The organism is Bacillus sp. UNCCL81, from assembly GCF_900112535.1.
Taxonomy (GTDB): Bacteria; Bacillota; Bacilli; order Bacillales; family Bacillaceae_G; genus Gottfriedia; species Gottfriedia luciferensis_B.
In genome coordinates, this window is the sequence record NZ_FOMF01000002.1 from 690,446 (window position 1) to 711,848 (window position 21,403).

A 21,403-nucleotide genomic window follows, 5' to 3' on the forward strand; every position below is an offset into this window, starting at 1 on the left:
TTTTATTAACTAATATTTATAGAGGTATTCAAATGACACCATACGAAAATTTACTATATTTTTTATTATTGATGTTATTATTCTTACCAATTGTTATTTATGGGTTAAGAGGAAAAAAGATAACATTTTACAATACGCTTGTTGGCTGGACACTTATTTTACTAATTTTTAAAGACGATATAAAACAGTTGTTATTTTTTATATGTTTTACTATTTTCCAATCAGTATTGGTCATTAACTATAGAAAGTATCGTGAGAAATACAATAATCCTCGTGTTTTTTATTTTTTAATCGTATTAACGTTATTTCCGTTAATTTTAACTAAGGTTCAGCCACTTTTAATTCCAAATTCAATAATTGGATTTTTGGGTATTTCATATGTAACTTTCAAATCAATCCAATTACTAATTGAAATAAGGGATGGATTAATCAAATCGTTAACATTATTTGAGTTTCTACAGTTCTTTTTGTTCTTCCCAACTTTTACGTCTGGTCCGATTGATCGATATCGAAGATTTGAGAAGGATTTCAAGAATAGCTTTGAACCTGAGGAATATAAAGTTCTTTTATTTAATGGTATAAACTTAATTTTTCGAGGGTTTCTTTATAAGTATATTATTGCCCATGCTATCAATTTGTATATTATTTCAAATGTCTATTTACATGAAGACCTATTTGTCTTAAAACTTTTATACATGTATGCATACAGTTTTTATTTGTTCTTTGATTTTGCAGGTTATAGTGCTTTTGCAGTCGGAGTTAGCTATTTATTAGGTATTCAAACACCACAGAACTTTAATAAACCATTTTTAAGTAGAAATATTAAAGATTTTTGGAATCGTTGGCATATGACATTGTCTTTTTGGTTTAGAGATTATGTTTATATGAGGCTAGTTTTTTTCTTACAAAAAAAGAAAATAATAAAAAATCGATATGTTATTTCGTATATTTCTTACTTTACTTTATTTTTTTTAATGGGTCTTTGGCATGGACTTGCGTTGCATTTCATTGTTTATGGTATCTACCATGCTATTTTAATTATTTGCTACGATCTATTTGAAAGGAAAAACAAAGAAAAGAAATTAATTCGGCGAACAAAATTCACTGATATACTTTCAATAATTATTACATTTCACTTTATTTGTTTTGGTTTTTTAATTTTTTCAGGAACATTATTCTAAAACAAATAATTAGACTTCAAATGAGGGATTAGATATGAAAAAAACTACTTTCGGTCCAATGTTTTTGGCTGTTATAGTTGTTATATTAATAATTACCATTCCAAAGCAATGGTTAACACCACTAGTTACAAATCGAACAGCTAGGCATCAATCTAGCTCACTTAGTCCTGCTATCTTCCAAGGTATTACAGTACAAAAACAAGTTATGAAAGATCCTACCATTATACCAATCTATGGTTCGTCTGAACTTTCAAGATTTGATCAGTTTCATCCTTCAAATTTTTTTAAGGCATATGATCCAAAATATACACCTTTCCTAATTGGAAGAGGAGGAACTCAATCTTTAATACATTTCCTTAGTTTATCTGCTAACTATTCAAGTCTAAAAGGGAAAAAGATAATTTTTATAATTTCACCACAATGGTTTAATAAAAGAGGATTAGATGAACAACGTTTTGACCCGAATTTTTCGAAGTTACAAGCAATTGAATTTGCAAAAAATAATAAAATCCCTATGGATATAAAAGAAAGAGCAATTAATCGATTACTTGATTATACAATAGTAAGAAATGATAAAATGCTTGCGACTTTGATGAGGCAGGCACTTGGAATGAAAACAGAAAAACTAACTAATAAACTAATTACTAATAATTTAGTCAATCCTTATTTATCAATTATAAATAAACAAGACGTACTTACATCAAAATTTAATTTTATCAGTAATATTAAAATAAATAATTACTCAACTTCAAAGAATAAATCATATAAAGAGCTGATGGCAATTGCAGAAAAAGAAGGAAAGAAAACAGCAACCAATAATCCATTTTATATTAGAAACAGTATTTATACATTGCATTTTGCTAATAAAATTAGTCAATTAAAGAACTCTAGATCCACAGCTTCCTATAAAGAATCACCTGAATATAAGGACCTACAACTGGAATTAGATTTATTAAAAAGCGCTGGCGCAAAACCACTTTTCATATCTATTCCAGTAAATGGGTACTTTTATGATTACGTTGGTTTTAAAAAAGAAGAACGTACTTTGTATTATAAAAAAGTATCTAAAGAAATTCGTGATTCTGGATTTGAAGTTGAAGACTTATCGAACCATGAATATGATAAATATTTTTTCAGAGATTCACTTCATTTAAGTTTAAAGGGATGGGTTTATGTGGATCAAGCAATGGAATCTTTCTTGCACAATAAAGAAAAAGTTAATAAAAATTCTCAAAACTTAGTGGTTAACTGATTGACCATGATTAAAATGTGTATATGAGATTAAATATTGGCCATAGAAAAAAGCTTCCGAACACAAAATTTGAGTGTTCGGAAGCTTTTTTTAAAATTCTTTACTTTAAGCAGCCATAGTTTCTATGTATGTAATCGTTCGCATGGATTAATAAATTCATAACTTCATATTTCTTTATTTCTTTACACATTAAATAACCTACTTAAAATGGCTAAGAAATTTTCTCTTAGACTTGGAACGGAGTAGATATTTATTTAAAGATTTTATTTTAAAAATGTGCTAGGCATTACAACAAGTACTACCTCTCCACGTGCACAAAGAATATCATTTGCGAATAATTCTGTATGAACTTTCCATTTTTTAGGATGGATTTCTTCAACAGTTCCAACTGCTTTTAGTGCAACATCTTGTGGTGTAGGTTTAAGATATTCTACATTAAGGGCAGCGGTTACAAATCTAGGTGGTACTGTGCCATCTCCTATTTCATTTCCATTCTTACGGTGTAAAGCGAGTGAGGCAGAACCTGTCCCATGACAATCAATTAACGAAGCTATTAATCCACCATAAATAAAACCCGGAATGCCCATGTACTTTGATTCAGGTGTAAAGATCGTAACTGTTTTATCACCTTGCCAACCAGTGCGAAGATGATGACCATCTTTATTTAAACGACCACATCCATAACACCAAGCGAAATCATCTGGGTAGATATCTTGAATTGCTTTTTCAATTACTTCTTCCATCATTCATCCTCCTTAATCGGTTTTTAAATAAAATTAATCATAATATGAGCAATCGTTCGATCATATTGTACTTTAAATATATACAAGGTCTTACTTATGTACAATAGTTTCCTGATAATTCCGTTAATATTAACTATACTTTTAAAGTAGAGTAATATTTTTCAAGTTTACAATTAACTAAAAATTATATGCACAAGGAGAATTACTATTGGAACTACTTCTTATTGTATTACTGATAATTTTATTTTTTGGAAAAAATTAGTTGGAAAATTTCATTACTTTTTCATAAATATCTTTATAGTTCAAATTATTATAAAATTCATTATCTAATTCATTAAGTTCATCAAGAATATCATCTTCGGATTTACCACTTCGATAGATTTCATTAGCTTTTTTAACTAATTTAGATAGGAAACTTATTTCTAATTTATCTAAGATCGCAACAGTTTCCTGCCAATGTTCGCCAGTCCAATTTAAGAAATATTGATCAAATCCACCGTTATTCAATTCCATTAAGAGACTATCTATTAAATAAAAATTTCTTTCATTTTCATTTAGGGCCACAACTCCCTTTTTCCTTTCTTTTTCCAAAATTTTATCAGACATCTCTAAATATAGATCTTCTGTATTTTTCATTTGATGAACTCCCCTGATATTTATATTTGCTTATAAATTTTAAAACTAATCCGACTTTTTTACTATCCTAACATATAAAAAAAACGACTAAATAGCCGATCAAAGTGCGATAGTTGAACAACACTATTTAAAATGGTAGTGGCCTTTCTGGACGATTTGGACAGTAAAAACAACTGGGATCCTTACATTATACCGTTTGGTTTACTCCCTTTATTTTTTACTTTAGGTTAAAACTCCCCTTGCCAGTTTCCATATCTATAGGCAATGATGAATGTTGATGAACTATAACCCAAGATTCGTTCACTTTTTTTAAAACATATGTGAACCGATTTGTCATTTGACGAAGTTTCTCTCCAGATTCTTCATGATAAGCAGCAAATATAACAGCACAATGAACAATTGCGAGATTTGAATCTTCATCAACTAGTAAGTCATTAAAATCTACTTTAAGTAAAACACCATCCACACTCAATCCATTAAACCAATCTTCCACATCTTCTTTCCATAAGGAAATACCCTTGCACTCCTAATTCTCCCAGCAATCGTAAATATGTATATCCGGAGCATACATATTTATGAATCTTTCAACATCTTTTTCGTAAACTGCTGATTTATAATTTTCAAGAACGTCCTGTACTTTAAAAAAACTACCCGTCATTAAATTCATCTCCTTATTAATTGGAAAAATAGTTTCTATTGATGAATTCTATATTCAACCATTTTTCCCTCTTTAAGTAAACTGCGAGTTAGAACAAAGCTCTCCTCATGGAAAGTACGCTTGACATTACATTTGTTGCAAAATAAACTTACTCTATGGAAAGTTAACTTTCCATAGCAAAGGGGGGAACACGTTGCTTAACCGTTTAGAAGAAATCCGCAAACAACGCGGAATTAAGCAAGAGGAATTAGCAACAGCTCTTGAAGTGTCAAGGCAAACGATTGGTTCTCTAGAAAACGGGCGTTATAACCCATCTATTCTTTTGGCGTTCAAGATTGCTCGTTATTTCGGTATGAGTATCGAAGACATCTTTATATATGAGGAGGATGAAAGTATATGAAAAAAACTAATTTGATTTATTATCTTAAATTATTCATAACATTTCCCCCACTTATATAATGATATGTATAATAAAAATTTAATCCTTTATTTGATAATTCGTTATTCTAATAAACTACCAACTAGTTGAAGTTATAATAATTAACTTTAAATGTCCTCAAAATAAAAAAGAGGATTTCTCCTCTTTTTTAAAATTTCACATCCGAAATTTAGATTGTTTTCATCACTTCAATTACTTTATCAATATCATTTTTCGTAATCCAATAATGTGTAGCAAATCGCATCATTCCATCTTCATCCGGCGCAAAAGTAATAATTCCGTTCTCTTTAAAAATTGCTTCAATTTCCTCGGGACTTCTTCTCATATCAGTCATTTGGAAGAATACTAAATTAATATGAAGTTGAGATGTGTCAACATTAATTCCAGGGATTTCACTAAGTCTATTAGCTAAATATTGAGCATTTTCATGATCTTCTTGTAATCGTTTCGTCATTTTTTCTAATGCGATTAGACCAGCGGCTGCTAAAAATCCAGATTGTCTCCAGCCTCCACCTAGTAATTTACGTTTCTTTTTTGCTTTTTCAATAAATTCTTTACTTCCAGCAAGTATTGAACCTACAGGTGCACAAAGTCCTTTTGATAAACAAAACATTACCGAGTCACTATATTGAGATAATTCTTTAACATCTGTTTTTAAATAAGTAGCTGCGTTAAAAATCCTTGCACCATCTAAATGCACAGGAATATTTGCATCTTTTGCAATGCTATAAACTTGCTTCATGTAGTCAATATCAACAACAGATCCACTTGAATAAGCATTTTCTAAACAGATTAATGAAGTTTCTGGATAATGGATGTCATCTGGACGGATCGAATGTTTAATTCGGTTAATCTCCATCTTACCGTGAGTTGTTTGTAATGTTCTTAAGTGAACTCCGGCAATAATTGATGCAGCTCCTACCTCATGTTCGAATATGTGACAATCTTCTCCAAGAATGACTTCAGTACCACGATCACAATGTGTAAACAAAGCAAGCTGGTTACCAAATGTTCCACTTGGTACAAATAAAGCAGCTTCTTTTCCAACCATAGAAGCAGCTAGAATTTCTAATTTTTGTACAGTTGGGTCATCTCCATAAACATCATCGCCAACTTCGGCTAAAAACATTGCTTGTCTCATTTCATCAGTAGGATTTGTTACAGTGTCACTTCTTAAATCGATAAACTTCATTTTCATTCCCCTTTTTAACTGTTTTCAGAATTATCTAAACTAGTTTAATAGACGCATCGAGATTTGATTTCTAATACAAGTACCCATCTCGTTGTCGGAAATTGGAGGATAAATTTAGTCATTAAATGAGTTGTTTTTTTCAAATTCCTTTAAACCCATAAGCAAAAGCTTCTCAGTAATATCCTCAATTCCAGTATGATGATCTAGTGCAATTTGTTTAATCTTTTCTTTTATTGAATCTTTCACGAAAATAGTTAGTTGTTCTTGATTACTCGTAAACACAATAAAACCAGGTCTAGTAGAAAGCTTACCATCAATTAAACAGTTTTGTAAAATTTCAAAATCTTGTTCAATATTGGCATCAAGATATGGTAGTTTAATTGGTTTTACTTCAACCTTAATTGAATTGTTCATTAGATAAAGATTCATGTTTTGATGTCCAATGTGTTTATAAAATGAATCGATAATGCCAAAAATTGGGGCATTAATTGATTGAGGAATTGGAAATTGAAATGAGATCATGCCTCTTTTCGTACTATGACTCGCTTTTTTCATTTCATAAGCTTTTCTAAATCCACGGCTTGTCAGTTCTTCTTTATTTAAAAGTTCGCCCATATTCGTTTTTGCTACGATATCAGAGGTCTCATCAAGTTCGATGATTCGAGCTTTTTCATTCGAGTTTGGAATTTCATAAAGTCCAAATAAGTAAAACTCTAAGTCTTTTGTAAAAAAAGACTTTTTTCTTGATGCATTTTTTTGTGAGAATTTTAGATTTTCAATTTCTTCTTCGGGAATAAATACAGTTTGTCTACCTTTAAAATTTATTTTACTTGCGTTAATTTTTCCATTTTTTATATATTGATGAATTGTTGCTTTCGATACTCCTAATAAATTAGCTGTTTCAAGAACAGTTAGTCCTACTGGTTTTACAGTTTGGGACTTTAACAGATTAAGATCCTCTAGATAAAACCTCATTGTCCCATCGATTTGCCAATCTTCATAAACAAGTTTAAGTTTTCCAGCCTTCACATAATTGTAAATCGTTTGTTTCGATACACCTAACAGTTCTACTGCCTCATTTGTTGTAACAATCTCTTTCATTTTTTGATCTTGTTCTAACATTTGAATTCTTCCTTTTTTATTGTTTTATAGACTTATTATATCATAATTATTTCCAACAAATTGTTAAAAAGCAATTAAACAGATACAAATAAATCTATTTATTTATAAATAATTAATTATACGTGATTTGTTTAAAGTAGAATAATATTGTATTTTTCTACCTTAATCATTTTTAGTTTATTTATATTTATAAAAAAATGAAGAAATTAAGTTAATTAGAAAAAGTATTCAAATTAATGCTATAAATACATAGATTTATGTATAATAGATTATGAGGTGAGTAATATGTTTGTAAAATTAAATCTACTTATTACAAATTCAATGCATTTACCAACTACGAATCTAAATGAAGACAATATAATTGAGTATTTAATAGATGAAACTTACTTTCCTATTCTTCTACAAACAAAGTTTGAAAATGAAAAAAATCATCGGATGATCTATGAAGGTTTTTCTGATTTAGATATGATCTACTACTTTGTACATCAAAGAAAAGATATCCAAAAATCGAAACAACGAAAAGATAGTACAAAGATGGAATACATAAGAGAGTTAATGCAGTTTTTTCGATATTTGATGAAGAGTGAAGAATTTTTGCGACAGGATGTAGAATCTTATATAGAGACTTCATTTTTCAAAAATTTAAAACAAAGACATATTGATTCATATCAACAATGGCTATCTACTTATAAATACGGTCCGAACAATCAACAATATCGTGTTACAACTCTTTCAAGAAAACTTGTCATATTAAAAAGCTTTTTTAAGTTTTTATTTGATAGTCATTATGTTCAAGTACCTTTATATACTCGAATATTGAATGCAAAAATTACAAAGGATGATCTACCAAATCGCGATTTAGAAGAAAGTGAAGTTAAAGCATTGTTGAATTTTTATAATAGAAATATTTTAAAAACGACTATAATCAAATTATTAGCTACAACTGGTATGCGAATTCGGGAACTGGCTGAGGCAAATTGGGGTAAAGTTACAAAGGATTCAAACGGTTATTGGCTAGAAATTGTTGGAAAAGGAAATAAAAAACGTGAAGTTAAATTATTAAATCATGTTTTTGTAGATTTATGTAAACTAAGGAGTCGACGTGGTCTTTCAAATGTCATTTCGAAAACTGATTCAAGTCCATTCTTTCCAAATAAATTGAATCAACATTATTCGTTTAAATATTTATCAAAATATGTAATTGAAATGATAAAAGATTCTGGGTTACCTTTTGTAAAAGAACATAATCGATCAAGCAATATTAGTCCTCACTTCTTTCGGCATCATTATGCTTGTCGTTCAATTGAAAAAGGTGCGAGCATTTATCAAGTTAGTCGAAGTTTAGGTCATGAAAGTATTCAAACGACTGAACTTTATTTAGCAAAAATGATGAATCGAACACAAAATGCAAGTAATGTTTGGGATGATGAAAATTATTAAAAAGAAAAAACCCCATTCTTTTAAAAAGGGGTTTCTTTTTATATTTCATATTAGTTTACATAATATTATTATTAGTAAAATATAGAATAATTTGCGAAAATATAAATTGTGTCTAAAAAGATTGAACTTAAAGCTTTACAACTACCTCTGTTCCATCTTTTAATTTCGTATCAACAAGGATTAGTCCACTATTTTTTGAAAGTCCCTGTAGTAACGGTTTCAAATCTTTTCTATCAATTTTAGGAAAATTGAATTTACTGCCATTTTCATTAATTGCTTTATTTATTATACGATTAAGCACTTTTGATGTGATGATCACACTACCTAAATTTAAAACTGTATATGGAACAGGAATGGAGAATCGCTTTCCATCTATTTTCAACTTGACCTTTATCATAATCTACTCAATCACAACAAAAACTTTATCACCGTTTGATGAAGTGATGTCAACGATTTGTCCGACCATTTCGTTTTCGATTGCTTCGATTAGCAGATCAACGTTAATATCTTTTACATATTTTTCAGCCTCAGGAATTTTTTCAGCAATATTTGTACCTACTTTTAAAACTGCCTTTACAAGATTAATCGGTACATTAACATTAACATTATCTCCTACTTCGGAGTTAACACGAATCTTTAAGATTTTATTTCCGTATGGTTCTTTTTTTAGTGATACGCGTTCGGGCTGTTCTTTATCTTGTAAAATATTAATTAATTCACTTGCTTTATCCTTATCAATCTTGCCTTCTTCCATCAACGTTAAGATTCTTGAAATCTCGTCTTTCATTATTATTCCCCCTCTTTTAATAATTGAATGGCTTTCTCAGCCGTAATTTCGCCTTTTTCTAGCATTGTTACAATTTTTGATTTATCTATTTCTGGTTTCTTTTGAGTGGAATATCCAAGTGTAGAGATAATTTCATCTAACTTTCCTCTGACAGTCGGATAAGATATTCCTAGTTCCTTTTCGACCTCTTTAATATTTCCACGGCATTTAAGAAAAATCTCAATAAAATGGAGTTGTTCTTGGCCTAGAGCCGCTAATCTTGATACTTCAAATTCATTTTCGATTGTTGTCTGACAATGATTACAATGTAGCTTAGTAATTTTAAGTGCCTTGCTGCAAACAGGACAATTAGTGAGTAAAGGATACGTCATACTGTACTCCTTTCTTTTATTTAATCATATCATACACCATATATTTATTTTTTTAAACAAAAACTTAAAATTATTTATAAAAATTTATAGTTTAATTAAATTATTAAATGATTACATTAAATAAATTGATTCACCGAATACAAATGTTTAATGTTTTTATAAATGTTTACCTTTTTATTCAATAATTCAATTTGTATATTAAATATATTTATGCTTGGATCATAAAAGTAAAAAAAGACCCCTAAAGGAGTCTTTAAAAAATCTCTATGAGCATTAAAGTATCATATTTTTTACCTATTCGCTTTCATTATCGACTAATACTCTCATTTCAATCAAAAATTCTTCTTTTTGATTCGGTGAATAATTATTATGTATTAATGACTCATATATATCACTTTTAACCGTTATTTGATGTGTATCTATATAATTAATAAGTCTTTGTAAGTTTGTAAAATAATCATCAGATGATACGCTTTTATAAGTAATGCAAATGTATTTTCCTTTGGGGATGGTTGAAACCTCTGTACCCGGTAATAGTAGTGTAGTTTGTTTTTTTGTTAAAACGGGTGTAAATAAATATTGATAGGTTACTTCACTAACATGTGTATAAGACTTATATGGCACAATGGCTCCGTAACCATAGTTCCTAAAACCTTCTGTGGATGCAGCAAATTTCTTCAATTTACTGTATGAGGCATTTAAAATATTTTTCGGGTCAATTCCATTTGCCTTCGTTTGTATGATTTGCATTTCTTCTTCGTACGAAAAAAACACTTCACCAAAATGAGGATAATCATTCTGTTTTTGCAATCCCTTTTTTGCATTTGCAATGATTTTTTCAATCTCAATTAATGAATCTATTTTTTTTCTGACAATTTCTTCTTGTTCTGTTAAAAAGGAGAAAAATTCATCCCTTTTTAGCCCCTGTACTTCTTTCATCTCTTCTAATGGTGTACCAATATATTTGAGTGATTTGATTAAATCGAGAAGATGAATTTGTGAATCTTTGTAATATCGATAATTCGTATCTGGATCGACATACGCTGGTTTAAATAAGTTGATTTTATCATAATATCGGAGTGCTTTAATCGAAATATTAACTAATTTGGATACCTCACCTATTGTATAAAGTTTTTCCTTCACTTCAATCACCTCCACTATCTTATTTTAGCAAAAAAAGCATATTCTTTATTCGAAAATATAGAATATGCTTTTTTGAATTATGATGCTGTTCGATATACTGGCATTTTCCAAGCAATTGTTAAACCAACACCACTCGCTAATAAGACTGTTGCAAAATAAAATGGATAGTTTAAGTCAATATCAAATAGGATTCCACCTATTATTGGTCCTATTACATTCCCAAAACTAGTAAACATTGAATTCATTCCACCTACAAAGCCTTGTTCATTTCCTGCAATTTTAGATAAATAGGTTGTAACAGCTGGACGCATTAAATCAAAGCCTAAAAATACTGTAAACGTCACTAGTAAAATCATAAAATATGAATTCACAATTGTCATCATAAACACCAGTATTGTTGAAAGGATTAAACTATATCGAATTAATCGAATTTCTCCCATCCATTTTGTTAAACGATCAAATAATGCTATTTGAGCAATCGCACCAACAATACCACCGCCAGTAATCATGATTGCGATGTCTTTTGGTGTAAAACCAAATTTATGATTTGTGAACAATGAAAATAGTGATTCAAAAGCTGACAAACCAAATTGTGAGATCAATATAACCATAAACGAGATAAAATACATCGGAGCAAAAATACGTTTTAATCCTGGTTTTTGTCCTTTATCCTCAATACTTTCTTGATTTCGTTCTGGCTCAGGAAGGATTGTAATCGATAAAACGCCTGCGAAAATTGCCAATCCTGCTGCGGAGAAAAATGGTATGCGTGGGCCATATTCTGCTAAGAAACCTCCGACACCTGGTCCAACAATAAAACCTGTTGAAATTGCAGCCGACATATAGCCAAGTGCTTTTGCTCTAGTATCGACTGTAGTAACATCTGCTATAAATGCTGTTACTGCTGGCATTATGAATGCCGCACTTATTCCACCTAGCATACGTGAAATAAAAAGAACCTCATTTGTTTTACCCATTCCGAATAAAAACTCTGAGATACTAAAGATCATTAATCCAGTTATAATCATTTTTTTACGTCCGAACTGGTCTACCCAGCGACCTGCAATTGGTGAAAAAAATAATTGTGTAATCGCAAATGCAGCTACCATATAGCCTACAATTGTACCCGATATATTTAACTCATTCATAATTGAAGGTGTGACTGGAATAACTAGCCCAATACCTAAAAAAATAATGAATAAATTCATTAATACTAAAGATAACATGATGTTTTGTTTTTTCATCTAAACTCAACTCCTTTTAAAACTCTACAAAACATAATGTAAAGCCTCCTCTGAGGGGAGAGTCAATTGGTTTTTTTATTATTTTTTTATAAATCCGCTTTCATTTCTTTAAAATAAAAAAAGGAGCCTCTTTTAGAGAAGCTCATAGTTGTTGGTTCATTCTATTCATCTATTTAAAATCATGGATAACCTTTAAAATTTTCATATATTTAATGAGAATCTTATTTAGCGTGAAGAGTTTTTTGAAACATTCCGAGAATGCTCGATGTGACAAAACCAAGGATTAGCGCAAATGTTATATGCTGGTAAAGTCCAACATTATTGTTTGCTCCCATATGATGCCAAATATCATTTGGAAGCGATTTCCAAATAAACCACAAGCATGATGTTACAATAACTGTAATTATTGGTATAGTCGGGCGTTTCCCAAGTGATGAAGCAATAAACATCATTAAAGCTAAACCAAGAATTGGTGTACTACCAAAAAACCATTGAAGTATATGAAAATCGATGTTCTGCATCCATATCCCTCCTCATTCTAATTGTATGAGGAGGTTTTGCTAAAAAGTAATGAAATACCTTTATAAGTTAGAAATTCATATGGCAATTCTTTATCAATACATAAATAAAGACAAGGCCCAATGGCCCTGACTTTATTTTACGATTACTTTTCCTACCATACCTACATTAAAATGGTACTTACATGTAAGATCGTATGTATTTGCTTGTTTTGGTAACACTGAAATGGTTTTTTCAGTTCTTGGTTGAACTTCTACATCAATATTGAGCATTTTCACTGTAAAAGTATGAGGTTTACTTCCTTTATTTTTCAATAATAAAGTTGTCTTTGTACCATTTGGAATTGTGATGTTTTTCGGATTAAAATAATCATCATTCAACTCTACTACGATTGTTTGCGCACGATCATTTGCATCTGAAACCTTAGATTCAGCAAAAGCTTTGAAATTACCTGGTGTTGCCATTAACACAATCGTTGCTAAAAAAACAATTAGTCCTGATAACCAATTTTTCATTAACACTCGCATTCCCTCCTTTCCTATGCAATATTCTTTTCCATTTGATGGAAAATTATCACATTTTATTTATTTGATCATTAAAAAAAACTGTCCTCTTATAGAAAACAGCTTTTCATTTATTTTAAGTTATTGATTTGCTTCCCACTTTTTAATTTCTTCTCGAACGGTTGGTGCAACTTCCTTACCTAATAGTTCGATTGCTTTCATTACGTCTGCATGTGGCATCGAACCAACTGGTACATGAAGCATAAATCTTGTGATTCCGACATTTTTTCGAAGGTTGATGATTTTTTTTGCTACAGTTTCAGAATCACCAACATAAAGTGCACCTTCAAGGCTTCGTGCCGCATCGAATGCAGATCGATCATAAGTTCCCCAACCACGTTCCTTTCCAAGCTTATTCATTACTTGCTGTGTTGATGGGAAAAATTTATCAACTGCAGTCATTCTATCCTCTGCGATGAACCCGTGTGAATGGGATGCAATTTGTAATTTGTTTACATCATGACCGGCATGAACAGCTGCTTTTTTATAAAGCTCAACAAGTGGTGCGAACTGAATTGGTCGTCCACCTATTATTGCAAGTACAAGTGGAAGTCCTAATAAACCAGCTCGAACGACTGACTCACTGTTTCCTCCACTTCCAATCCAAATTGGCAGTGGTTCCTGAACTGGACGTGGATAGATACCTATATTATTAATGGCTGGACGATGTTTTCCACTCCATGTTACAAATTCAGATTTTTGCAAGGTTAACAGTAAATCCAGTTTTTCTTCAAAAAGCTCATCATAGTCGTTTAAATTATAGCCGAATAAAGGAAATGATTCGATGAATGAACCACGTCCCGCCATGATTTCCGCTCGACCATTGGAAATACCATCAAGCGTAGCAAAATCTTGAAATACTCTTACTGGATCTGCTGATGAAAGTACAGTTACTGCACTTGTTAGCCGGATACGATTTGTTTGTGATGCTGCAGCTGCTAGTACGACAGCTGGAGATGATGCTGCAAAATCATTACGATGATGTTCCCCTACTCCAAATACATCTAATCCAACTTGATCTGCCAGAATAATCTCCTCAACCACTTCACGTAAACGTTCTGCATGGCTTATTACAACACCTGTCTTTGTATCAGGTGTTGTTTCTACAAAAGTACTAATTCCTATTTCCATTAAACTATTCCTCCTAAATTCTGTAATTATATAGCAAATATGATCATTTTTATAAGGTTCTGTTCCTAGAATGATTAAACAACTTAAATATACCTCAAATTCGAGATAAATTCTAACAAAGTAGTATAATGCAAGTAAATGATAGAATTGTCATCATAAGTATAACTAGAAAAAATACATTTTCTGAATTTTAAGAGTATAATAGAGTATTAGAATTACTTCTATGTTCACCTACATAAATTCTAATCAAAAAGTAATTATCCAAAGTAGTGAGAAAGGATGTTTAAGTATGAATAAAACTAAACCAACTGAAGTAACAGTTGATGGTTTCTTTAGACGTCAATTAAATCGTTTTTCTACACCATTTGGAACTAAACCACAAGAACTCCCTGTTGAAGCAGGTCGATATCGACTCATTTGGTCAGCTGCTTGTCCATGGGCCCATCGTTCTGTTATTGTACGAAAAGTTTTAGGCTTAGAAAACGCGATCAGTTTAGGAACTGTCAGTCCAATGCGTCCTAGATTACCTCACGTGGATTGGGAATTTTCTTTGGATTCAGGCGGAGTTGATCCAATATTAAGTGTTCGCTATATGAGTGAAATCTATCATAAATCAGATCAAAACTATTCAGGACGTCCGACAGTACCTGCAATGATCGAGATTAGCTCTGGTAAGGTTGTCAATAATGACTATTTTAAGCTAACAAATTATTTCGAAACAGCTTGGAAGCCGTACCATAAAAAAAATGCACCAGATCTATACCCAGTTTCCATCCGACAAGAAATTGATGCGCTAAACGAAATCATATTCACTGATGTAAACAATGGTGTATACAAATGTGGTTTTGCACAATCTCAGAAAGCCTATGAGGATGCTTATGAAACGCTATTTAATAGACTAGATGAGCTAGAGAAACGCTTATCTAAACAACGTTTTTTATTTGGTGATAAAATTACTGATACTGATGTTAGGTTATATACAACATTAGTACGGTTCGATGCTGCTTACTTTACAGCCTTTAATACGAATCGAAATTTAATTCGCGAGTATAAAAACTTATGGGGCTATGTTCGAGATTTATATCAAACACCTGGGTTTGGGAATACAACTGATTTTGATGCAATTAAACGACATTATCATTTATCAATAACCATCTCGCCAGATAAAGAAGAACCAAAAGTCTTACCAAAAGGTCCTGAACTTATGATTTGGAATTCGAAGCACAATCGAGAAGATTTAAGTGGACAAAAAGAAAAGTTCCTCATTCATTAAGGCAAAAGGAGATGCAATCTAAATGGTAAAAATAGAAATTTGTAATGCTGAAAAAGAGATGTTTCAGTCTATTCGAGAACAAAGAATTAACGCTTATGATGAATACGTCAACTTATTACCAGATAAACATTGGAATGCTTTAAAGAAGTCCCTCTTATCAAATGTTGATGAACAAGAAGGCGTGGAAATAATTGTTGCCACGGTTTTAGGAAAAATTGTCGGTAGTGTCGCTTTATTTCCAGCTAAAATAAATGCCTATGGAGATTATATCGACGAACTTGATTATCCAGAGATTCGAATGCTTGCTGTAGACTCAAGTAACCGCGGTCAAGGAATTGCTTCTGCGCTAATTTCAGAATGTATTAATCGTACGAAGGAAAAAGGATTCGATGCAATTGGATTACATACCGGTGAATTTATGAAAAATGCCATAAGTTTATATGAAAGTATCGGATTTAAACGTTTACCAAAGTTTGACTTTGAACCAGCAAATGATGGGATTATCGTCAGAGCTTATCAGATGAAAATTTAAAATATATATACTATACCTTATTAAATTTAATCTTCTTCAGTAAAAGGGCTGTCTGAAGTTTTCTAACTTCAAACAGCCCTTTTAAACTTCTCTATTTATTTAATGGATATTTGTTATAAAACGAATATCGTGTTAAGAATTTCACCTTTTTAATTTGTGTTATTTAATTAGAGATATCATCTTCACTTCGGAATACAATCTTATTAAGATTCTTTTTAATATAAATTTGGAGTGTATTAATTGTCAAAAATAGATGAATCAAACATTTTTATCGAGCCTTGGAACGAAGCAGATCTTAATTTACTTCTTTCATCGAATACGAATAATATGATGAAATATCTTGGTGGTCTAGAAAGTTTAAATCAAATTATGAGTCGCCATAAGCATTATCTTGAAATGAGCCGAGTAGGTACAGGACAAATGTTTGTAATCATTTTGCTTCCTTATAGAACAAAAATAGGAACTGTTGGCTACTGGGATCGCATATGGGAAGGTAAACTTGTTTATGAAATTGGTTGGAGCATTTTACCTCAATTTCAACGAAAAGGTATCGCAACAATCGCAGTAAAAAAAGCTATTAAGAAAGCCCAAAAAGAATCTAAACATAAATACATTCACGCTTTTCCTTCTACTAATAACATTCCATCTAATAAAATATGTGAAAAATTAAATTTCAAGTTTATTAAAAAATGTAATTTTGAATATCCAATTGGTAAATTTATGGTATGTAATAATTGGCGACTAAAGACAAGGAAGAAAAAATGAAGTTAGGTCATAAACGGCCTAACTTTCTTTTTTTAAGGTTAATTCCTAATCCGCCATGTTAAGACTGTTTAAAATTCTAGTATTCTCATAATTTTTTCAATATAATAAGTAGGTGGTTTGATTACATAAAAAAAGCCGATTCCAATAGATATTGGGTCAGCTTTATGTCTATTTTACTCAAAATAAAATAATGAATCGTGAGAAGTATTTGTCTGATAGTAATTTACTAAATCTTCTACAGAGATTCCTCTAATTTCAGCGATATCATTAAAACTCATATCATAATGATATGACAGTTCATGTAAAGATAATGCTGGATTATTTGCTAATAATTCATAATCAGGTAGATTGTCAAATTGTTGTGACATACTCTTCACTTCCTTTTACAGTTTCTTACTATCCTTTCCTAAAATTTACAAATTTAGTCAAGATTCGTAAAAAGATTTGAAATGTATATAAAATGATCAGTTAGGTGGTTCTATGATTCAAACTATTTTACACGCTTCGTTATTATCATTTGGATTAATTCTTCCTTTAGGGGTTCAAAACGTTTTTATTTTTCAACAAGGTGCAACTCAAAAAAGATTTATTAATGCACTTCCTGCTGTAATAACTGCATCGATTTGCGATACTTTATTAATTACTTTATCTGTTACAGGGGTTTCAGTGCTAATATTAACATCATCTTATTTAAAGACCGCTCTTTTATGTTTTGGCGTTTTGTTTTTAACTTATATGGGCTGGCAAACATGGAAAGCTGAATCTTCAAATGTAACTACAAATTCGGATCAGTTTTCAGTAAAAAAACAAATATTGTTTGCTGCATCAGTTTCACTTCTAAATCCTCATGCAATTTTGGATACTATAGGCGTAATTGGAACAAATTCACTTCAATATGATGGCCTTGAAAAAGTTGCTTTCTCAGTAACGTGTATTGCAGTTTCGTGGATCTGGTTTTTGTCGCTCGCTATAACAGGAAGAACGGCAGGAAAACTTGATCAATCTGGTAAATTTATGTTGGTTCTTAATAAAATATCAGCTATCATCATTTGGTGTATTGCTATTTACCTAATTAAAGGCATATTAAAAGGATAAAAAAATGCAGGTTAAGGAGTAATCCTGAATCCTGCTTTTATTTATTCTATTTAATTAGAAAAAGCGTAAAGAAGACAATGTTAGAAAAGCTTCAATTAACCTCAATAATTTCTCTTTTTCTTCATTGTTTAACATTGAATTAGCTTTACGTATGAGGTTCACACCTTCTATCCAATCGTTTTCATCAATTGGTACATATCCTGCTAATTGAAACATCTGAATAACAGGAACACCGAGTGGTTCTGCCAACTTTCGAATAATTTCTGTTGACGGAATACCTCTTTTGCCATTTTCAATTTGTGAAATATATGAATGGGATACATTTGCTTTTTTTGCAAGGCATTTGATTGAAAGATTTTTTTGTAATCGTGACTGTCTTATAAATTCAGCAAATATTTTTGAACGATCCTCAATCTTTTGCTCTTTATAGATCACATCAAATTTTAGATTACTATTCATTTCTATCTGTGAAAGATTAAATACTTCCTCTGATAAATTTCTTAAAGGAGTTTTTAATCTTTCAGGTGCATTAATAATATAAGCACACCAAATTAAATCTTCAGCATTTCCACCAGTCACTTTAGCAATCGCTCTAGTTAATTTCTCTTCAGGTGGAGTCAATTTCGCATTTTGTAATTTGCTTAAATAGCTCTTGTCTTTTGAAAAACCCAACTTATTTAATTCATTGGCTATTTCAGTCAAACTTAAATTTGAATTTTTAATATATTGCTTTAATAATTTGTAGTACATGCTCACACCTTTTTCTATTTTGCTCTACTTTTATTTTTATGTGTACAACATGGACTTTGACACTGTTGTGAATTGGGTTATTTTGGAAATTTTCAAAAAAAAGAGGAAGTACTTAGAATCTAACCGTTCATAAGGTAAAAAGAACTAAACCCACTCGTTTTGCTGAGTGGGTCTTAAAATCTTATAAATTTTTAAATTTTTTTCGCTTCTTTCCGATTTACCCTAAATTATTTCCGATACTCTATTACGGAGAATTTCAATTAATTCTTCGTCCATAAACTGATAATCATCTGCTATATCTAGATTGACAATCTTTTTATCATTGAGTAAATCACCGAATTTATCGCGTATTCTTCTTAAATGTTTTTTCTCCATTACAAAAATAATATCAGCCCAACCAATATGTCCCTCGGTCACTTTAATTCTAGCACCAGTTTCAGTACCCGCGGATCTTGCTTGGTTGCCATTATTTAAGTGAAAAACCTTTTCTGCTGTAGGACTTCTCCATTGATTTTTGCTACAAATAAATAATAATTTAATTGTTCTTCACACCTTACTATTAATTGTTTTTTACTAAATAAATATGAGCCAAATGATGTTCGCTATGCCAAGCGTATAAAGCTAAGATGAAATCTATACTAATATTAATTTTAAGTTCAGGGTGATAACAAGTGCGATTAAACTCTTCCTCTGTTAGTGATTCAAGTAAAACTACGTAACGTTCGTGAATACCTTCGATTATTTTTAAAGAACTATGAAAATCAAAATTCGAATCACTTAATGAAATCCATGCATTTTCATCATAGGCTTTGATTGTAGGATTTTCTTCAGTTAAAGCTAGTTTAACTCTCATAAAGCTATTCATATGGCTATCAGCAACATGATGAATAACTTGTTTTGGTGTCCAACCACCTTCACGATAAGGTGTGTTTAATTGTTCTTCAGTAAGGGATGTGATTGCCTCTTTATATTTAATCGGTGCATCTTTTAGTACTTTAATAAATTCTTTACGTTGTTGATGAGTGTAGCTTGATGGTAAAGTAAATCTGCCAATCGGATATTTTAAATTTTCCATTTCAAATCCCCCATTTTTTTAACTTTTTATAAAAAAACAACAAAGCCTTTCAAAGACTTTGTTGTTAAATTACGAATTAAAGTGTATTAAATGTTTCAGTTAATACTGGAACGATTTGTTTTTTACGAGATACAACACCTTTTAATAAAGCAGTGTTGTTTTCTAACGTTACATTGTATGCTTTTTCTACCGCATTAGTAGCAGTTCCTTTTGCAACTGCGATCGAGTCGTTTGTTAAAATATCTGTTACAACAAATAAGAATAAGTCTAATCCTTTATTAGCTACGATGCCTTCAAGTACATTTTCTAATTCAGTTTGACGAGAAAGTACGTCATTAGTATCAACTGCGTTTACTTGTGCAATTTCTACTTTATAGTTACCCATTTGGAATTCTTTAGCATCAAGTGAAACTAAAGACTCAATAGATTTATCAGCTAAGTTTGCACCTGCTTTTAACATTTCTAGACCATATTCTTCTGCATTTACTCCTGCGATTTCTGCAAGTTCTTTTGCAGCAGCAACATCTTGATCAGTACAAGTTGGAGATTTGAATAATAAAGTATCAGAAATAATTGCTGAAAGCATTAAACCAGCAACTTCTTTCTTAATTTCGATATTATTTTCTTTATACAATTTGTTTAAAATTGTAGCAGTACATCCAACTGGCTCACAACGGTAGTATAATGGATCGCTAGTTTCAAAATTAGCAATACGGTGATGATCAATAACTTCAAGTACACGAACTTGTTCGATATCATCAGCACTTTGTTGACGTTCATTATGATCAACTAAAATAACATTATTTGTTTCAGCTGCAACTTTTACTACTAAGCGTGGTGCTTCAGATTTAAATGTATCAAGTGCAAATTGTGTTTCTGCACTTACTTCACCTAAACGAATTGCTTCAGCATTTTCACCTAAAGCCTTTTTTAATTCTGCATATGCAATTGCAGAGCAAATTGTATCTGTGTCTGGGTTCTTGTGACCAAAAACTAGTACTTTTTCCATCAAAAATTCTCCTAACTATATCTTGTTTTTCATTTTTTTATGTATTTTAATGCCAGGAATTGGCTTTAATATAAAACGCTTCAATAATAATACCATATCAAAATAAAAAAAAATAGCCAAAATGGCTATTCTTTACAGTTTGCTGACAAAGTCAAAAAAACATGCCAATGAGACTAATTGAAAGCGCTTAATTTCCATGTCACTAAGCCTATTCATCCTTTTGCTAACAAGCAGCAAGTCTTTTTAAACAACAATCTAATTAATCTTCATCATTTTTATATGACATTGATTCCGTAATCGGTTCAGTTTTTGGTAACCAATCAATTGGAATATCATCTGCAGTATTAAGATCTTCAAGTAATAATTCATCAAAATTATTTTGATTCGAATCGATTGATTTGTTCTTTTTTGATTTGCTCATCTCTTATACCTCACTTAGTCCTTAATGATTTGGATTTAGTTTGTGTAAAAGACGGCTTAGTT

Annotated in this window: 28 protein-coding genes; 8 read left to right on the plus strand and 20 right to left on the minus strand. The window is 30.9% G+C overall.

All coding sequences use genetic code 11. From position 1 onward, the window contains the following. Nucleotides 1-32 precede the first annotated feature (32 nt). On the plus strand, nucleotides 33-1,181 hold the full coding sequence (gene dltB / locus BM319_RS03425) for a D-alanyl-lipoteichoic acid biosynthesis protein DltB (protein ID WP_025568364.1): 1,149 nt from the start codon (nucleotides 33-35) through the stop codon (nucleotides 1,179-1,181). Between the two features lie 34 nt (nucleotides 1,182-1,215). Continuing rightward, nucleotides 1,216-2,433 carry a D-alanyl-lipoteichoic acid biosynthesis protein DltD gene (dltD, locus tag BM319_RS03430; protein WP_025568363.1) on the plus strand — a complete coding sequence of 406 codons (1,218 nt, stop codon included), beginning with the start codon at nucleotides 1,216-1,218 and terminating at the stop codon, nucleotides 2,431-2,433. Nucleotides 2,434-2,696: 263 nt separating this feature from the next. On the opposite strand, the gene BM319_RS03435 is transcribed toward dltD, so the two are convergent. The 4 genes from BM319_RS03435 to BM319_RS24975 form a co-directional block, all read right to left on the minus strand. Then, nucleotides 2,697-3,176, minus strand: coding sequence for a PaaI family thioesterase (locus BM319_RS03435; protein WP_091021305.1), 480 nt, complete (start codon nucleotides 3,174-3,176; stop codon nucleotides 2,697-2,699). 258 nt (nucleotides 3,177-3,434) lie between these two features. Beyond that, nucleotides 3,435-3,812, minus strand: a complete 378-nt coding sequence (locus BM319_RS03440) for a DMP19 family protein (protein ID WP_091021306.1) — start codon at nucleotides 3,810-3,812, stop codon at nucleotides 3,435-3,437. 217 nt (nucleotides 3,813-4,029) lie between these two features. Next, a complete protein-coding gene (locus BM319_RS03445) occupies nucleotides 4,030-4,305 on the minus strand; it encodes a nuclear transport factor 2 family protein (protein WP_175495543.1) in 276 nt (91 codons plus the stop codon). 33 nt (nucleotides 4,306-4,338) lie between these two features. Then, a complete protein-coding gene (locus BM319_RS24975; protein WP_286143673.1) occupies nucleotides 4,339-4,470 on the minus strand; it encodes a Cif family virulence factor in 132 nt (43 codons plus the stop codon). A 193-nt stretch (nucleotides 4,471-4,663) separates the two neighbouring features. Here BM319_RS24975 and BM319_RS03450 point away from each other — a divergent pair, with 193 nt between their 5' ends. Beyond that, a complete protein-coding gene (locus BM319_RS03450; RefSeq protein WP_025568359.1) occupies nucleotides 4,664-4,870 on the plus strand; it encodes a helix-turn-helix transcriptional regulator in 207 nt (68 codons plus the stop codon). Nucleotides 4,871-5,078: 208 nt separating this feature from the next. On the opposite strand, the gene ltaE is transcribed toward BM319_RS03450, so the two are convergent. Beyond that, complete coding sequence (gene ltaE / locus BM319_RS03455) at nucleotides 5,079-6,101, minus strand: low-specificity L-threonine aldolase (RefSeq protein WP_091021308.1); 1,023 nt, start codon at nucleotides 6,099-6,101, stop codon at nucleotides 5,079-5,081. A gap of 114 nt (nucleotides 6,102-6,215) precedes the next feature. Beyond that, nucleotides 6,216-7,223 carry a helix-turn-helix domain-containing protein gene (locus BM319_RS03460; protein ID WP_091021309.1) on the minus strand — a complete coding sequence of 336 codons (1,008 nt, stop codon included), beginning with the start codon at nucleotides 7,221-7,223 and terminating at the stop codon, nucleotides 6,216-6,218. 285 nt (nucleotides 7,224-7,508) lie between these two features. Here BM319_RS03460 and BM319_RS03465 point away from each other — a divergent pair, with 285 nt between their 5' ends. Further along, nucleotides 7,509-8,663: a tyrosine-type recombinase/integrase gene (locus BM319_RS03465; protein WP_091021310.1), complete on the plus strand. Its 1,155-nt coding sequence runs from the start codon at nucleotides 7,509-7,511 to the stop codon at nucleotides 8,661-8,663. Between the two features lie 127 nt (nucleotides 8,664-8,790). Here BM319_RS03465 and BM319_RS03470 read toward each other — a convergent pair whose 3' ends face one another. From BM319_RS03470 to BM319_RS03505, 8 genes are all read right to left on the minus strand, one after another. Beyond that, nucleotides 8,791-9,060, minus strand: a complete 270-nt coding sequence (locus tag BM319_RS03470) for a hypothetical protein (RefSeq protein ID WP_091021311.1) — start codon at nucleotides 9,058-9,060, stop codon at nucleotides 8,791-8,793. Between the two features lie 3 nt (nucleotides 9,061-9,063). After that, nucleotides 9,064-9,450 carry a hypothetical protein gene (locus tag BM319_RS03475; RefSeq protein WP_069034025.1) on the minus strand — a complete coding sequence of 129 codons (387 nt, stop codon included), beginning with the start codon at nucleotides 9,448-9,450 and terminating at the stop codon, nucleotides 9,064-9,066. A 2-nt stretch (nucleotides 9,451-9,452) separates the two neighbouring features. After that, nucleotides 9,453-9,821, minus strand: coding sequence for a DUF2089 domain-containing protein (locus tag BM319_RS03480; protein WP_069034026.1), 369 nt, complete (start codon nucleotides 9,819-9,821; stop codon nucleotides 9,453-9,455). A gap of 294 nt (nucleotides 9,822-10,115) precedes the next feature. Continuing rightward, nucleotides 10,116-10,964, minus strand: a complete 849-nt coding sequence (locus BM319_RS03485; RefSeq protein WP_069032619.1) for a MerR family transcriptional regulator — start codon at nucleotides 10,962-10,964, stop codon at nucleotides 10,116-10,118. Nucleotides 10,965-11,041: 77 nt separating this feature from the next. After that, nucleotides 11,042-12,208, minus strand: a complete 1,167-nt coding sequence (locus BM319_RS03490; protein ID WP_091021312.1) for an MFS transporter — start codon at nucleotides 12,206-12,208, stop codon at nucleotides 11,042-11,044. A 221-nt stretch (nucleotides 12,209-12,429) separates the two neighbouring features. Next, entirely contained in the window at nucleotides 12,430-12,729 is a 300-nt protein-coding gene (locus BM319_RS03495) for a hypothetical protein (protein ID WP_091021313.1), read from the minus strand. 132 nt (nucleotides 12,730-12,861) lie between these two features. Next, nucleotides 12,862-13,254 carry a cupredoxin domain-containing protein gene (locus tag BM319_RS03500; protein WP_439097766.1) on the minus strand — a complete coding sequence of 131 codons (393 nt, stop codon included), beginning with the start codon at nucleotides 13,252-13,254 and terminating at the stop codon, nucleotides 12,862-12,864. Between the two features lie 117 nt (nucleotides 13,255-13,371). Beyond that, nucleotides 13,372-14,421, minus strand: coding sequence for an LLM class flavin-dependent oxidoreductase (locus tag BM319_RS03505; RefSeq protein ID WP_091021314.1), 1,050 nt, complete (start codon nucleotides 14,419-14,421; stop codon nucleotides 13,372-13,374). A gap of 289 nt (nucleotides 14,422-14,710) precedes the next feature. On the opposite strand from BM319_RS03505, the gene BM319_RS03510 reads away from it, so the two are divergent. The 3 genes from BM319_RS03510 (at nucleotide 14,711) to BM319_RS03520 (ending at nucleotide 16,991) form a co-directional block, all read left to right on the plus strand. Continuing rightward, nucleotides 14,711-15,694 carry a glutathione S-transferase family protein gene (locus tag BM319_RS03510; protein WP_091021315.1) on the plus strand — a complete coding sequence of 328 codons (984 nt, stop codon included), beginning with the start codon at nucleotides 14,711-14,713 and terminating at the stop codon, nucleotides 15,692-15,694. 22 nt (nucleotides 15,695-15,716) lie between these two features. Next, nucleotides 15,717-16,226: a GNAT family N-acetyltransferase gene (locus BM319_RS03515; protein ID WP_091021316.1), complete on the plus strand. Its 510-nt coding sequence runs from the start codon at nucleotides 15,717-15,719 to the stop codon at nucleotides 16,224-16,226. 240 nt (nucleotides 16,227-16,466) lie between these two features. Continuing rightward, a complete protein-coding gene (locus BM319_RS03520; RefSeq protein ID WP_091021317.1) occupies nucleotides 16,467-16,991 on the plus strand; it encodes a GNAT family N-acetyltransferase in 525 nt (174 codons plus the stop codon). A 173-nt stretch (nucleotides 16,992-17,164) separates the two neighbouring features. On the opposite strand, the gene BM319_RS03525 is transcribed toward BM319_RS03520, so the two are convergent. Then, nucleotides 17,165-17,359 (minus strand): hypothetical protein, encoded by a 195-nt coding sequence (locus BM319_RS03525; RefSeq protein WP_025569137.1) that lies wholly within the window; start codon nucleotides 17,357-17,359, stop codon nucleotides 17,165-17,167. Nucleotides 17,360-17,471: 112 nt separating this feature from the next. On the opposite strand from BM319_RS03525, the gene BM319_RS03530 reads away from it, so the two are divergent. Beyond that, entirely contained in the window at nucleotides 17,472-18,086 is a 615-nt protein-coding gene (locus BM319_RS03530) for a LysE/ArgO family amino acid transporter (protein ID WP_025569135.1), read from the plus strand. A 54-nt stretch (nucleotides 18,087-18,140) separates the two neighbouring features. Here the strand turns inward: BM319_RS03530 and BM319_RS03535 are convergent, their stop codons facing one another. The 5 genes from BM319_RS03535 to BM319_RS24540 all read right to left on the minus strand — a co-directional run bounded on the left by BM319_RS03535 (nucleotide 18,141) and on the right by BM319_RS24540 (nucleotide 21,341). Beyond that, nucleotides 18,141-18,836, minus strand: a complete 696-nt coding sequence (locus BM319_RS03535; protein WP_091021318.1) for a helix-turn-helix domain-containing protein — start codon at nucleotides 18,834-18,836, stop codon at nucleotides 18,141-18,143. A gap of 222 nt (nucleotides 18,837-19,058) precedes the next feature. Further along, nucleotides 19,059-19,376: a low molecular weight protein tyrosine phosphatase family protein gene (locus BM319_RS03540; RefSeq protein WP_091021319.1), complete on the minus strand. Its 318-nt coding sequence runs from the start codon at nucleotides 19,374-19,376 to the stop codon at nucleotides 19,059-19,061. 19 nt (nucleotides 19,377-19,395) lie between these two features. Continuing rightward, nucleotides 19,396-19,911 (minus strand): YfiT family bacillithiol transferase, encoded by a 516-nt coding sequence (locus BM319_RS03545; RefSeq protein ID WP_091021320.1) that lies wholly within the window; start codon nucleotides 19,909-19,911, stop codon nucleotides 19,396-19,398. Nucleotides 19,912-19,987: 76 nt separating this feature from the next. Further along, entirely contained in the window at nucleotides 19,988-20,920 is a 933-nt protein-coding gene (locus BM319_RS03550; RefSeq protein ID WP_069032608.1) for a manganese-dependent inorganic pyrophosphatase, read from the minus strand. Nucleotides 20,921-21,179: 259 nt separating this feature from the next. Continuing rightward, the gene (locus BM319_RS24540; protein WP_175403449.1) at nucleotides 21,180-21,341 is read right to left on the minus strand and encodes a hypothetical protein; all 162 of its coding nucleotides are present in this window, start codon (nucleotides 21,339-21,341) and stop codon (nucleotides 21,180-21,182) included. Between the last annotated feature and the right edge of the window lie 62 nt (nucleotides 21,342-21,403).